The 14177-nt window shown below is 66.5% G+C and carries 12 protein-coding genes; 3 read left to right on the top strand and 9 right to left on the bottom strand.

All coding sequences use genetic code 11. The features are described 5' to 3' along the window. Nucleotides 1–72 precede the first annotated feature (72 nt). Nucleotides 73–2157: a hypothetical protein gene (locus MHZ91_RS21695; protein ID WP_239215658.1), complete on the top strand. Its 2085-nt coding sequence runs from the start codon at nucleotides 73–75 to the stop codon at nucleotides 2155–2157. A 60-nt stretch (nucleotides 2158–2217) separates the two neighbouring features. Here MHZ91_RS21695 and MHZ91_RS21690 read toward each other — a convergent pair whose 3' ends face one another. The 3 genes from MHZ91_RS21690 to MHZ91_RS21680 are packed head-to-tail and all read right to left on the bottom strand — an operon-like array spanning nucleotide 2218 to nucleotide 5216. Continuing rightward, nucleotides 2218–3435, bottom strand: coding sequence for a CaiB/BaiF CoA-transferase family protein (locus MHZ91_RS21690; RefSeq protein WP_239215657.1), 1218 nt, complete (start codon nucleotides 3433–3435; stop codon nucleotides 2218–2220). Then, nucleotides 3432–4292 (bottom strand): MaoC/PaaZ C-terminal domain-containing protein, encoded by an 861-nt coding sequence (locus MHZ91_RS21685; protein WP_239215656.1) that lies wholly within the window; start codon nucleotides 4290–4292, stop codon nucleotides 3432–3434. Before MHZ91_RS21685 ends, MHZ91_RS21690 begins: the two co-directional genes overlap by 4 nt. Before the next feature lie 9 nt (nucleotides 4293–4301). After that, nucleotides 4302–5216: an SDR family NAD(P)-dependent oxidoreductase gene (locus MHZ91_RS21680; protein ID WP_175138867.1), complete on the bottom strand. Its 915-nt coding sequence runs from the start codon at nucleotides 5214–5216 to the stop codon at nucleotides 4302–4304. A 152-nt stretch (nucleotides 5217–5368) separates the two neighbouring features. On the opposite strand from MHZ91_RS21680, the gene MHZ91_RS21675 reads away from it, so the two are divergent. Both MHZ91_RS21675 and MHZ91_RS21670 read left to right on the top strand, forming a co-directional pair. Continuing rightward, entirely contained in the window at nucleotides 5369–6268 is a 900-nt protein-coding gene (locus tag MHZ91_RS21675; RefSeq protein WP_218344974.1) for a LysR family transcriptional regulator, read from the top strand. Between the two features lie 316 nt (nucleotides 6269–6584). Further along, nucleotides 6585–7607, top strand: a complete 1023-nt coding sequence (locus MHZ91_RS21670) for a tripartite tricarboxylate transporter substrate binding protein (RefSeq protein ID WP_255810197.1) — start codon at nucleotides 6585–6587, stop codon at nucleotides 7605–7607. A gap of 122 nt (nucleotides 7608–7729) precedes the next feature. On the opposite strand, the gene MHZ91_RS21665 is transcribed toward MHZ91_RS21670, so the two are convergent. The 6 genes from MHZ91_RS21665 to MHZ91_RS21640 all read right to left on the bottom strand — a co-directional run bounded on the left by MHZ91_RS21665 (nucleotide 7730) and on the right by MHZ91_RS21640 (nucleotide 14105). Continuing rightward, nucleotides 7730–8401 (bottom strand): lysozyme inhibitor LprI family protein, encoded by a 672-nt coding sequence (locus tag MHZ91_RS21665; RefSeq protein ID WP_175138865.1) that lies wholly within the window; start codon nucleotides 8399–8401, stop codon nucleotides 7730–7732. A 575-nt stretch (nucleotides 8402–8976) separates the two neighbouring features. Next, entirely contained in the window at nucleotides 8977–9945 is a 969-nt protein-coding gene (locus tag MHZ91_RS21660) for a nitronate monooxygenase family protein (RefSeq protein ID WP_239215654.1), read from the bottom strand. 19 nt (nucleotides 9946–9964) lie between these two features. After that, entirely contained in the window at nucleotides 9965–10939 is a 975-nt protein-coding gene (locus MHZ91_RS21655) for a tripartite tricarboxylate transporter substrate binding protein (RefSeq protein WP_239215652.1), read from the bottom strand. Nucleotides 10940–10996: 57 nt separating this feature from the next. Further along, nucleotides 10997–12514, bottom strand: a complete 1518-nt coding sequence (locus MHZ91_RS21650; RefSeq protein ID WP_239215650.1) for a class I adenylate-forming enzyme family protein — start codon at nucleotides 12512–12514, stop codon at nucleotides 10997–10999. Nucleotides 12515–12531: 17 nt separating this feature from the next. Then, nucleotides 12532–13704, bottom strand: a complete 1173-nt coding sequence (locus MHZ91_RS21645; protein ID WP_175123282.1) for a thiolase — start codon at nucleotides 13702–13704, stop codon at nucleotides 12532–12534. Next, nucleotides 13701–14105, bottom strand: coding sequence for a Zn-ribbon domain-containing OB-fold protein (locus tag MHZ91_RS21640; RefSeq protein ID WP_239215648.1), 405 nt, complete (start codon nucleotides 14103–14105; stop codon nucleotides 13701–13703). Before MHZ91_RS21640 ends, MHZ91_RS21645 begins: the two co-directional genes overlap by 4 nt. Between the last annotated feature and the right edge of the window lie 72 nt (nucleotides 14106–14177).

Raw genomic sequence — 14177 nt, 5'->3', positions numbered from 1 at the left:
GGTGCTGCGCATGCGCTGGACGGTTCGGCCAGCTATGGTTCCGCCACGCCGCTGCCCGGGATTCCCAACTGGGTGACGCTGGACGTCGCCACCGGCGGCTTTGCCACGGGCGATCTGCTTGCCGGCGGACCCCTGACGTCCTACGAGCGCGAATTGGCGGCGACGCTTTCCGGCATCACGCCGGGCAGCGAACGGCGCGATCTCAATGCCTGGTTTCTCAGCGAGGCCGGCGTCGCGCAGCTGCAAGACCGCCTGGCGCGTGGCGACTATCGCATCGAGGTGCCGGAAGAAGCTGCGCTGGCCGTGGTGGCGTGGCTATTGGGTCAAGGGCTTGGCGACGCCGCGCGGGAACTGGTCGCGGTGGTGGCGCCGTTCTTCGACCGGCTGCGATTCTTCCCCGCGCCCGGACCGGCTGATGAGGCGTCGGGCGCCGATATCCATGTCAGCACGGCGGGCGACGTTGCCGCCCGACTGTCGACCCTTCCGGCGCAGCCGCGCATCGCGGCGCAGCGCGCGGCCGTTCAGAACCTGCTGCCCGTTTACGATCGCACCGTCGCGCTGTTCCTTGAAACGGTCGAAGACGATTGGCCGTGCCGGCGTTATCCGCAGGATTGGCGTCAACGCGCGCAGGCGCTGACGAACGAAATCAATGCCGCCCAGGACAGCGGCCAGTTGCCGGCCGGCACGTCGCGCAGACATCGCCACAAACGCGAGCTCTTCGGCCTGCTGGCGCAATGCGCGCAGGACGCTGCCAGCCTGACCGGCAGGCAGGTCGGCCGCATACGCCGCATCGTCCGCGATTTCGTGGCCGCGCATGGCGAGCCCGGGTCCGCGGAGCACGAGGCCCTGCGCCAACGTCAGCGCGAGGATGTTTCAGCAGTGGGATTCCATGAGATCGCGCGCGTGGTGGCCGCTCGCTTGCGGAATCATCCGCCGACGGCCGGCGTGCGCGACCTGGCCCCGGTGCTGGCGCCGATGAGTGCGACCGAAGCCGCAACGCTCCAATTGCCGCCGGGCGTGCAGGTGCCGGCGCCCATCGCGCGCCGTGCGCAGCGCTGCCAGAGCGGCACGCTGGCCGACCTGGTGACGCGGGAACTGATCACCTCCTCGGACTTCCTGGCGACGCTGACGCCGCAGATCACGTCGGGTCTGCAAAGCGGCGGCTTCGACGATGCGGCATTGCGCACGCTCTACAGCGCTTGTTATCGCGCGTTCCGCCGGCGCCGATCGCTACTCCTGGTCAATCTTGAACGGCAGGCCTCGTTCGACCGGTTGCCCTGGATCGCGGCCCTGGAGAATCTGCGGCATCCCGCGCGGCAGGATGCCGACGCGGCGCGCGCCGCGCTGACGGAAATCGCGGAACTCGCGCTGGCGTCATTTCCGCATGCGCCCGTGCCGAACAAGCTGCTGCAGGAACTGCATGCGCTTGCCGAGCGCGCGCAATGGACGCTGCCGCTGGTGGACGAGGTGGCGGCGGACATCTTCATGGGGCGATTCGGACGCAAGTTCCAGGAGGCGGCGCAATGCGCGGCGGCGCTGCTCGGCGACTGTCTGTACACCCGCTACTTCGACATCGACGCCCGCCAGGTGCTGGCGTTGCCGTTGCCGCGGATATCACGTGGCCAGGACGCCGGCGCCGATGCGTTCGACCGGCTTTGCATCACGCGCGCCGGCGTACAGCCAGGATTCGGCCAAGTGGGCGCCAACGGCATGGTCATCGAGCAGCAGCAGATCCTGACGACGCAGAATCTTGCCGTGCTGGTGAAGGGCGCAGGGCTGGATGAGAGACTGCGTGACCAGTACGGCCGCATGGCGATGGCCGGCTTCGAATGGATCTGCGCGCGCCATCAGATGAAGATCCACGATTGGCACGCGTGTGTGCGGATGACCCGCAACACCGCCTACGCATGGCGGCAGGGGCTGTTCTTTCTGTCGATGCTGCCGCAGGGGGCGCAGGCCGCGACGATCGCCGCAATGGATGCGCATTTCCGGGCGCAGAGCAGGGCGTTTCGCGATCGCTTCGAACCCGTGATTCGCGGCCTGCACGTGGCGGCAGGCGGCCAGCGGCTGCCGCAGCATGACGCCGGCCCGCAAGGCGCGCGCGTGTTTCGAGGCTGGTTCAACACGCGCCACTGGCTGCTCGACGGCATGCACTGAGCCGCGCGGCGATGCCGGGGGTGACGCTGCAGCGTGCTGCCGCGCCTTCCCCCCCCCGGCTTACTTCCGAAACGCCGCAATCGCCTCCGCCGACTTGCCCAGCACGTCGCGCAGCACTTCCTCGGTATGCTCGCCCAGCATCGGTGGCGCGCGGCGGTACACGACGGGAGAATCCGAAAACCGCAGCGGACTGGCCGTCACGGGCGCCACGCCGCCCGCCGGATGCGGCATGTCGCGACGCAGCTGCCGCGCCTGCGCCTGCGGGTGCGCAAACGCCTGCGCGATGTCATTGATCGGCCCACACGGCACGCCCACCGCCTCCAGCTTGGCAATCCAGTCATCACGCCGGCCTTCGCGCATGATGTCCGTCAGGATGCCGATCAGCTCCACGCGGTTGGTGACGCGCAGCCGGTTTGTGGCAAAGCGCGGATCGTCGCCCAGCTCCGGCACGCCGATGGCGCGGCAGTAGGCGCGGTACTGCGATTCGTTGCCCGTGGCGACGATCAGGTGGCCGTCGCTGGCCGCAAACACCTGATAGGGCACCACATTCTGATGCGCGTTGCCGGCGCGCGTGGGCGCCACGCCCGAGTTGAAGTAGTTGGAGTTCTGGTTCGCCAGCAGGGCCACGTGGCTATCCAGCAGCGCAATGTCCAGATGCTGGCCCTGACCGCTGCGATGACGCTCCTGCAGGGCCGCCAGCACCGCTACGGTGGCGTACATGCCGGTCACGATGTCGGTGACCGCCACGCCCGCCTTCTGCGGCCCGCCGCCGGGCAGGTCGTCGCGCTCGCCCGTGATGCTCATCAGCCCACCCATGCCCTGGATCATGAAGTCGTAGCCGGGCCGCTGCGCAAACGGACCATCCTGGCCGAAGCCGGTGACCGAGCAATAGATGAGGCGCGGGTTGATGGCTTTCAGGCTTTCATAATCCAGCCCGTACTTGGCCAGTCCGCCCACCTTGAAGTTCTCGACCAGAATGTCGCTGACCGCCGCCAGTTCGCGAATCAGCGCAGCGCCTTCGGGCGTGGCCATGTCGGCTTCGACCGAGCGCTTGTTGCGGTTGGCGCTGAGGTAATACGCCGATTCGTTGGTGTCCTGGCCATTCCCGTCCTTCAAAAAGGGCGGTCCCCACGCGCGGGTGTCGTCGCCGACGCGCGGGCGTTCGATCTTGATGACGTCGGCGCCCAGGTCGGCCAGGTTCTGCGTGCACCACGGGCCGGCCAGGATGCGCGACAGGTCCAGCACGCGGATGCCGTCAAGCGGAGGCGGGCGCGTCATGATTGCACCGTCGCGGTGCCGTGGCTCATGACCACGATGCCGCGCTCTTTCGCGCGGGCAATGAAGCGGATCTGACCATCCGGCATACGCCACATGTCGCACTGCAGCGTCTCGCCCGGATAGACGGGGGCCGAGAACCGCGTATTCAGGCTGGTGAGCCGCGCCGCGTCGTAGTCGCAGAAGGTCTTGACGATGGCATGCGCCGCCACGCCGTACGAGCACAAGCCGTGCAGGATGGGCCGGGGATAACCCGCCTGGCGCGCGACCTCCGGGTCTGCGTGCAGCGGATTGCGGTCGGCGTTCAGGCGATACAGCAGCGCCGCGCTGGACGGAATGCGCAGCTCGCAGCGCAGTTCCGGGTCGCCATCGGGCGCGGCGGGCAGGGCCTCGGGGCTGGCATCGCCGTCGCCGAATCCGCCATCCCCGCGGCAGAACGTGCTGGAGCGCAGCGTGGCCAGGCATTGCCCGTCTTCGTCGTGCAGCGTGCGTTCGCTGACGATGATGGCGCCTTTGTCCGCACCCTTGTCGATCACGTGCGTGTTGCGCGTTTTGCCGGTGACGACGCCCGACACCGGCAGCGGCGCGTGCAACGTCAGCCGCTGCTCGCCATGCACCACTTTCACCCAGTCCACCGTCGAGCGCGGGTCGCTGACCCAGAAGCCCGGGTAGCCGAGGATCACGCTCATCGTCGGGAACGCGCGCAGGTCCTTTTCGTACACGTAGCGCAACTGTCCCGCGTCTTCCGGATCCTGTCCCAGGCCGATGCCCAGCGCATACAGCATCGTGTCCTTCTGTTCATAACGCTGACGCACATCGTCAAAGCGCCAGTCCTTCACGGTTGCATAGTTCAACGGCATGTGGCGGCCTCAGATGGGATCCCAGTCGATCACGTCGGGCGAACGCTCCAACGCGTAGAAGTGCTTGCGCATCGCGGGCGCGGCGATCTCGGCGATGCGCTCCGGCGTCCAGCCTTCGCTGTGATGCACCGTGCGCAGCGGGCGGGGCTGGCTCATCAGCATGATCTCGTTGGCGCGCACGGCGAAGATCTGCGCCGTGATCTCGCTGGCCGCGTCGCTGGCCAGAAACACGGCCATGGGCGCCACCTTGCCGGCCTCCATCTTTTTCAGCTTCTCGACGCGCGCCTTTTCTTCGTCGGTCTCCGCCGGAATGGAGCTCGTCATGCGGCTCCAGGCAAATGGCGCGATGCAGTTGGACCGCACGTTGTAGCGCGCCATGTCCAGCGCAATCGACTTGGACAACGCGACGATGCCCAGTTTGGCGGCCGCATAGTTGGCCTGTCCAAAATTTCCGATCAGCCCCGAGGTGGACGTCATGTGCACGAAGGCGCCAGACTCCTGTTCACGAAAGTAGGGCGCCGCCGCGCGGCTCATGTAGAACGAGCCGTTCAGGTGCACGTCGATCACCTGGCGCCATTCCTCTTCGCTCATCTTGTGGAAAACCCGGTCGCGCAGGTTGCCCGCGTTGTTGATCACGGCGTCCACCCGGCCGAATGCATCGATCGCCGTCTGCACGACGCGGCTGGCGCTGTCGTACGCGGCCACGCTGTCGGTGTTGGCGACGGCTTGGCCTCCCGCCTCCACGATTTCCTTCACGACCGCCTGCGCTGGGCCGTCCGCGCCGCCTTCGCCCGTGAGCGACACGCCGATGTCGTTCACCACGACCTTCGCGCCCGCCTCGGCCATTGCCAGCGCCACGCTGCGGCCGATGCCACCGCCCGCGCCCGTCACGATCACCACCTTTCCGGATACCAAGCCGCTCATTGCTTCTGACTCCTGTGCTGCGGCGCGCACGCCGTCTGTGGAAAACAGTTCCGCATCAACCCGTCTGGTTCATGGGCATGGCCTCATGGTAGATTCGACCCGGCATTCGAAGAATTCAAAATTAGAAATGCCCCCCTTCTGCGTGGTGGAACATGAGACATGATCTAACGGACCTGCGTTTGTTCTTGAACGTGGGCGAAACACTCAATCTGACCCGTGCTGCGGAACGCACTTTCCTGTCCTTGCCTGCGGCAAGCGCGCGGGTCAAGCACATGGAAGAGGCATTCAAGGCCCGTCTGCTGGTGCGCATGGCCACCGGCGTCGCGCTCACGCCCGCCGGCGAAGTGCTGCTCAAGCACGCCAATGCCGTCTTCCGCCAGCTCGAATGCCTGAATGCCGATCTGCAGCCCTACGCCAGCGGCCTGAAAGGCCGCCTGCGCCTGCTGGCCAACACCACCGCCACCAACTCCTTCCTGGCCGACGCGCTGTCCACGTTCCTTGCGGAGAACCCCGACGTCGACGTCGAGCTTGAGGAAAAAATCTCCGGCGACATCGTCATCGCGATCCGCGCGGGCGCCGGCGACCTGGGCCTTGTCGCCGGCAACATCGACGTCGAAGGCCTGGACGTCACGCCGCTGTTCCGCGACGAACTCACCGTCGTCACATCGCTGGACCATCCGCTGGCCGCGCAGAAGTCCGCGCATTTTGCCGATCTTGTAGACGCCTACCAGTTCGTCGGCATCCACCCGGACAGCGCGATCCAGACCTTCCTCGAAGACATCGCCAGCGGCCTGGGCAAGCGCATCTGCCAACGCGTCCACGTAGGCAGCTTTGAAGCCGTGTGCCGCATGGTCGAGGCCGGCGCAGGCATCGCCGTCGTGCCGCGCGCGTGCGCGGCGCGCTACAGCCGCCCTGATTTCCTGCACGTGTTGAAACTGGATGACCCCTGGGCGCTGCGAGATCGCCTGCTGTGCCGCCAGCGCGGCCGCGACCTGCCCAGTTTTGCCGAGTGCTTCATCGGCCACGTGCAACGCGCCGCACGCGGGCAGTAGGGGGGCTGCGACAGACAGGACGCCTGCAGCCAATCGCGCCTGCAACAGATAAGGCGTCCGCCACCCATGGCAGCCCGCGTCGTCGTCGTGCGCTTGCGACGCTGAAACGCCCGCGGTCGCTCACCTGAATGCACCGGTCGGGGTTTGCCCTGATCAGAATGTCCTAGCCCGTGTGCCGTAGCCCGGCCGCACCGCGAGATCACCGGGCGTGCAGTCCGTCCTTCCGGCAGCGCGAAAGAGGGGCTTTTGCAAATACGTAGCGGCGTCGATCCGCATTCGGCAAATAATAAAAAACAGCGGCGGGCGGCAGCACGCGATGTCCAGCCGTGACCAGAACAAAACTCAGGAGACTGCCGTGATTCATCAAGACCGCCGCCGCGTCCTCGCGGGGCTGGGCGCAGCCTGCGCCGCCGCCATGCTTCCATCCTGGGCCCGCGCCGCCATCTGGCCGGGCCACGCCGTCACCTTCATCGTTCCCTTTCCCGCCGGCGGCCCCGTCGACACCACCGCACGCTTCACCACGCAGCCCCTTGGCCAACTCTGGTCCGTGCCCACCGTCGTCGACAACAAGTCAGGCGCCGGCGGCATCGTCGGCGCCCAGTTCGCCGCGAAAGCAGAGCCCGACGGCTACAACTTCTTCTTCGCCTCCATCCACCACGCCGTTCTGCCCAGCCTGCGCAACAACCTCAGCTACGACATCACCACCGACTTCGTGCCAGTAGGCATGGCCGCGGTATTCCCCATCGTCCTCGTCGTCAACGCATCGCTGCCCGTCAACACCGTCAGCGAACTCATCGCCTACGCCAAACAGAACCCCGGCAAACTGTCCTTCAGTTCCTCCGGCACCGGCGGCGGCACGCACCTGGCCGGCGAACTCTTCAACGCCATGGCCGGCGTGCGCATCCAGCACGTCCCATACCGCGGCAGCGCACCCGCCATGCAAGACCTGCTCGGCGGCCAGGTGCAAGTCATGTTCGCCGACGGCCCCTCCGCCGTCCCCCACCTCAAAGGCGGCAAGATCCGCGCCCTGGGCGTCGGCAACCCCACACGATCCAGCATGGTGCCCGACATCCCCACCATCGCCGAATCCGGCCTGCCCGGCTACGAAGCCTACTCGTGGAGCGGCGTCATGGCGCCCAAAGGCACCCCGCCCGACATCGTCAAGCGCATCAACGCGGACATGGTGAAGGTCCTGTCGAACGACAGCACCGCAAAGGCAATGATCGCCGCCGGCGCGGAACCCAAGCCGGGTTCACCCGAGGAATTCGGAAAATTCGTGCGCGACGAAATCGCAAAGTGGCGCGACCTGATCAAGACCGCGAACATCAAGCTGGAGTGATCCGGTCGGAATCGTGAAGATCAGCGTGAACCGGGCTGGTCGGCACTGCCGACATCAACCGAGGAGTGACCTGACGCAGCGCGCGATTGCGCATCAGGTCACTCGCGCAACCGCGGTGGTGATCAGCGCACTGCGAACCAGTTGCCAGACAAACTGCCGTTCATGCCGCAAAACGGCGGCCCAAAGCCCTCATTCTTCACACCGGCAGGCGGCGTCTCAACCGTCACCAGCACCGCACCGCGGCGCTTGAGCGTCAGCGACCACGGCGGTCCATCCTGATAGATCACCGTCAGCGTGTCGCCCGACACAATGCCCCGGCCGCTCAAATCGCAAACCCAGTTCCCGCTATACGGCCGCGCCGAATTCGCCGCCACCAGAAACTCGCCACGCGAATTCTGCGTAACCTCGATCTCGCCCTCGATGTTCCTCCACTTGCCAACAAATCCGTCGGCCGGCTTGGGATTGATCGCTTTCAGAAACTCCAAGCGATATCGCATGGTGTCGGTAAGCGCCTGGAAAGGCGTGCTCTGCACGTAGGGCTCTGCATACGCTCTGTCGCGCACGCCCAGAAAGTACTTCTGATCGGCAACCAACGCCTTGGCCGCCTCGGCATCCAGTTGATCGCGCACGGCTTTGTATTGCTGCGCAATGGCAGCATCCTGATCCCCCAACCGCGAATTGCCGCAAAGAGACTTCTCAACCGGCGTGGAAGCCTTGGCGCAATTGAACGAGGGCGCGGCCACAACACTGCCAGCCATCGCCAGCGAAGCCGAAAGGACCAGATATCGAATCATGGTGTGAAGCTCTCCAGAGGATGTACAAGTCCGGCCGCCAACCGGCGCCGCATGACCGCGCAGTTTACCGGTGTTGCCGTCATCTCGGAGAGGGTGTCTGACACCCTGCGAGGACTATCGTGATGCCGGGGGTGTGCCTCAAGGGTGTCAGACATCTGCTACACCAGCGCACATCGCGAGCAAAAACACACCCAGAGTACGAACCCGCCACCGCAAGCGCGAAGCGCCATCCCCGAACGCAAGACACCGCGTAAGCGCCCGGAGGCCGCCCGCGCGGCCAACCGGCCGCGGGCCCCGCAAGACGCTCAAAACCCGCGCAAGCGCAGCCAAGAACCTCAAGAACTCAACCCGCCAAAGCGCCCGCCAAGCTGAAGCCACCCGAGCCCGGTGTGGCGTCGGCCTGGGGCGCGCGGGGCGTGTAGATGCGCCCGAGGGAATCGGAAGGCAGTCGCCGAAGGCGACAACGACGATGACGACGGGGCAGTCCGGAGCGAAGGCTCCGGACCGCAATCGTAGCCCCGCGCGCCCCAGGCCGACGCCGTGCCGTGCGCCAAAAGAACCATCCCCGCTAGCGGCTAAGCCGAGCGTCGGGAAACCCCCTTAAAAGCATCCCAATACTCCCCCTCCAACTGCGCCACCAGTTCCGCAACCCCCAACACCTCCTGCACAGCCCCCACCCCCTGCCCAGCACTCCAAACATCCTTCCAAGCCTTAGGCCGAGAACTCTTATCCATATTCGGAGGCGGCGTCACCCCATTGCTGCCCAACACAACAGGATCCAACCCCGCCGCCAAAATACTGGCCGACAAATAATTGGCCGGCACCCCCGAAAAGTAAGCCGTATAAGTCACATCCCCCGCCTGCGCCGCCAGCACCATCTCCCGATAAGCATCCCCCGCCAACGACTCCCGAGTAGCAATAAACCGAGTCCCCATATAAGCAAAATCGCACCCAAGCACCTGCGCAGCCAAAATATCCTTCCCATGGCTGATGCACCCCGACAACGCCAACGGCCCGTCATAAAAGGCCCGTATCTCATTCACCAGCGCAATGGGATTCATCTGCCCCGCATGTCCGCCGGCCCCTGCGGCAACCAGGATCAACCCGTCAACCCCCGCATCCAGCGCCCGCTTCGCATGCCGCACGTTCGTCACATCGTGATAGACCACCCCCCCATAGGCATGCGCCGCCTTCACCACCGCCTCCGGCGCATGCAGAGAAGTGATCAGCAACGGCACCCGCCGTTCCGCGCAGATCGCCAAGTCGCCTTGCCAGCGCGGATTGCTCGGATGCACGATCAGGTTCACCCCATAAGGCGCCACCTTCTCCCCCGGCGCCGCAAGACGCCGCGCCGCCAGTCCATCTTCGATCCGCGTAATCCACTCGTGCAACTGCTCCTGTGGCCGCGCGTTCAACGACGGAAACGTCCCGATGATCCCCGCCGCGCACTGCGCGACCACCAGTTGGGGCCCCGACACCAGAAACATCGGGGCGCCGATCACAGGCAGGCGGATCTGGTCTCGCAAAGCGGACGGGGAATTCATCGTGATGCTCCGGGGAAAATCAGTTGGCCTGAATGTTCGCGGTCTGGATCACGTCCGACCACAACGCGTACTCGCGGTCGATCCGCGCCTGCAGCGCCTTCGAATCGCCCGCGTTGATCGTGTACCCGCCTTCCGTCATCGCCTGGCGGAAAGCCGGATCCTTCGACACCTCCGACAGCGCCTGTGTCAGCCGCGCCGTCACCGCATCAGGCAGCTTCTTCGGCCCCACCAGCGCATACCAGCCCACCACCTCGTAATCCTTCATCCCGGCCTCCATCATCGTCGGCACGTCCGGCAGCTCCGGATTGCGCGTCTTCGACGTCACCGCCAGCGCCCGCGCCTTGCCGCTTTTCACGAATGGAATCGCCGTGCTCGTGATGTCGAACATGAACGTCACCTTCCCGCTCACCACGTCCATCATCGCCGGTGAATTCCCCCGATACGGTACGTGCAGCATCGACGCCTGGCTCTGCTTCTTCAACAATTCAGCCGAAAGATGATTCGACGCCCCGATCCCCGCTGACCCGAACGACACCGCCTCCGGATGCTCCCGCGCATAGGTGACGAGTTCGCCCACATTCGCCGCCGGAATCTGCGGCCCGATCAGCAGCACGTTCGCGTAATCCACCACCAGGCCGATCAGCGAAAAGTCCTTGCGGGGGTCAAATAGCGTGCTGCGCTGGACCAGCGGCGACATCGTCAGCGTCGGGCTGGCGGCAAAGCCCAGCATGTAGCCGTCCGGCGTCGCCTTGGCGGTCGCGTCCGACGCGATCATGCCGCTCGCGCCCGCCCGGTTCTCCACCACCACGGTCTGTCCCAGCTTGTCGCCGAGATACTTCGCAAAGACACGCGCCGTCGTGTCCACCGGGCCGCCCGGCGCGTAGCCCACCAGCAGGCGGATGGGACGGTCGGGATACGTCTGCGCGGCCGCGGTTTGCGCGCCAGCCAGCGCGGCCACGGCCGAGGCCGCGGCGATCAGGGTCTTGATGTTCACGCTCTTGTCTCCTTGTGCATAGGTGGCCGGTCGTCAGAGCGGAACAGCTGTCCGCGCCTACGCCAGCCTTTCTTTCAGCGGCTGCTTCAGGATCTTGCCGCTGACGGTGGTGGGAATCGTCTCGATGGGAATGATCCGCGCCGGCCGCTTGTACGGCGCGAGCTGGGCGCGCAGGTGCAGCATCAGCAGATTCGTGTCGATCGTCGCGCCCGGCAGCGGCTCGACGAAAGCGATGACCTCTTCGTTGTGATCTTCGGTGCCGCGTCCCACCACGGCCGACAGCCGCACGCCGGGAAACGCGTTGATGACCGACTCGACCTCGATCGGGTAAACGTTGAAGCCCGACCGGATGATCAGGTCCTTCGACCGCCCCGAGATGAACAGCGCGCCGCTGGCGTCGACAAAGCCGATGTCGCCCGTGTTGAGCCAGCCGCCCGGCAGCAGCGCCTGCGCTGTCTGTTCCGGATTGCGGTAATAGCCCAGCATCACGCCCGGACCGCGGATCAGCAGATCGCCGCGCGTGCCCGGCGCAGTCGCCGCGTCCGGGCTGCCGATACGCAGTTCCACGCCGTCCACCGCATGCCCCGCCGAGCAATCGTCCCGCGGCGAATCGATGTCCGTTATGAACATGGAGCCCGCGTACTCCGTGATGCCGTAGCCGTGGTGCATCGGCACGCCGAAGTAGCGTTCAGCGTCGCGCTTCTGCGTCGGATCCAGCGCCGCGCCGCCCGTGTACAGGTAGCGCAAGGCCGGCGCGCGCAGTTCCGCGCGGGGCGGCGCCACCGCCATCAGGCGGCTGAACATCGTCGGCACGCCCTGCAGGATGCTGACGCCGGGATGCGCCAGCGCCTTGAACACGTCTTCCGGATCGAAGCGGCTGCGCAACACCAGGCTGGCCCCCGCGTGCAGCGTGGCCATCAACACGGTCGCGATGCCGAAGATGTGCGACATCGGCAGCGCCGCGTAACCGATATCGTGCGGCGTCAGCCGGCGTGACGCCGCCGACACCCGCGCAAAGTGGATCAGCCCGCGATGCGGCACCATCACGCCCTTGGGCGCGCCAGTGGTGCCTGACGTGTAGATCACCGTGGCGACCTCGCCGGCCAGCTCGCCGGTTTCAGCGTGCGTCGGCTCGGCCGCGCGCGCGGCAGCGACGCCCGGTCCCCAGACGGCCGCGTCCGCGTCGACCGCGCCCGCCGCGGCGGCATGCGCGGCAGCCGCCGCCGACACGCCGCTCGTGAACAGCACCAGCTCGGGCTGCGCGTGCTGGCGGATGTTGTCGATCTCGCGGCCGGACAGGCGCGCGTTCACGCCCACGGGCCAAGCGCCTGCCACGCCGCACCCGAACAGCGCCGCCAGCATCGCCGTGCAGTTCTCGCCCACCATCATCACGCGATGGCCGGGCTGCACGCCCTGGCCGCGCAGCCATTGCGCCGTGTCCTGCACCCGCTGCCACAACTGGGCGTAGGTCACCGTGCCGCCGCCTTCCTCGTACAGGCAGATGGCGTCGGGCTGCCGGCGCGCCTGCAGCGCCAGGATGTCGTGGATGCGGGGGATGGGTTCTGCGTGAGACATGGGTTGATACGTCAGGATCAAAGAGTTGCCTGGGTGCCCAGGATGGCGGTCGATTGGCTGGACAGGGTACCGCCATTGCCATGCACCAGCGCAAGCTGTGCGTCCGAAACCTGCCGTTCGCCGCATTCGCCGCGAAGCTGGCGCACCGCCTCGATCATGATGAAGACACCATACATGCCGGGATGCACGCAGCACAGCCCGCCGCCGTTGGTGTTGACCGGCAGCCGGCCCCCGGGCGCAATGGCGCCGTCCGCGATGAACTCCTTGCTTTCGCCCTTGGCGCAGAAGCCCAGGTCTTCCAGGAACAGCAACGTGTTGATGGTGAACGCGTCGTAGAGCTCGACGACGTCGATGTCCTTGGGGGCAAGGCCCGCCATCGCGAAAGCCCGGCGGCCGGACTCGGACGCGGCGGTGACCGTCAGGTCTTCCATCGAAGAGATCTGCCGGTTCCACACCGCCGTCGCATTGCCCAGCACATAGACGGGCGGACGCGGCAGATCGCGCGCGCGGTCGGCGCGCACCAGCACGTAGGCGCCCGCGCCGTCGGTGACCAGGCAGCAATCGCGCACGCTCAAGGGGTCGGACACCATGCGTGCCGACAGAATCTGATCCAGCGTGGCCGGCTCGCGCAATTGCGCTTCCGGATTGAGCTGCGCCCACTGGTTGGCCGCCAGCGCCACCCGCGCCAGATCTTCGCGGCGGGTGCCGTACTGATGCATGTGCCGGGCGGCTGCCAGCGCGTACGAGGACAGCGGGTTGAGCGGATCGTAGGGGGACTCGTAGGGTTGCGGATCAAACTGCTTGCGCACGCGTCCGACCTCGGCGCGGCTGAGCGTGGACGTGCGCTGCGTGCTGCCGTAGCAGACCAGCACGGCATTGCACTGGCCGGAGGCCAGCGCGTGCAGCGCCGGCATCAGATGCGCCACGAAGCTCGAGCCGCCCAGCATGGTGCTGTCGATGAACGTCGGGCGGATGCCCAGGTGTTCGATCACCGGCATGGCCCACATCGGCGCGGCCACGCTGGCCGTGCAGATGCCGTCGATGTCGCGCATCGTCAGGCCCGCGTCCGCCACGGCGCGCTGCGCCGCCTGCACCAGGATTTCCATTTCGGTAAAGCCCGTGGCCTGTCCGAGACCCGCGTGGCCCACGCCGGCCACCGCCACAGCGCCGCGCAATTCGTTCAGCGTCATGCCGCCTCCTTGTTGGGAACAAAGACGACCAGCCCGCGGCCGTCCTGCTGGATCACCTGCGCGCGCACGCTCATGCCGATACGCACGGCGTCCGGCGCCACACCGTCGACGCGGCTCATCAGCCGCACGCCTTCCTGCAGGTCGATCAGCGCGACGTTGTAGTCGCCACCCGCCTCGGGCTTGCGCCGCACGACAGTCGTGGAATACACGGTGCCGCGGCCGTCGGGCGCCGTGAAGGAAAGCTTGTCCGCGCCGCAGTGCGGGCAGATCATGCGGGGATAGAACACGGCGCGGTCGCAGCCGCCGCAGCGCTGGATGAGGAAGCGGCCGTCGTCGAGCGCCTGGCGGTATTGCGCCTCGACGCCTTGCGAGACGCCATCCGTCTGATCGGGAGCAGTCATGGTGCGATGGGATTCCAGTGATTGAAGCGTGAAGCTGAACAGCGCCTAGTGTCCGCACTGCCAACGGCTTCG

This window comes from Achromobacter sp. ACRQX (assembly GCF_022346505.1).
Taxonomy (GTDB): domain Bacteria; phylum Pseudomonadota; class Gammaproteobacteria; order Burkholderiales; family Burkholderiaceae_B; genus Achromobacter; species Achromobacter animicus.
The sequence above is the reverse complement of the archived record's forward strand: the minus strand, read 5'-3'. Positions and strand labels throughout refer to the sequence as shown.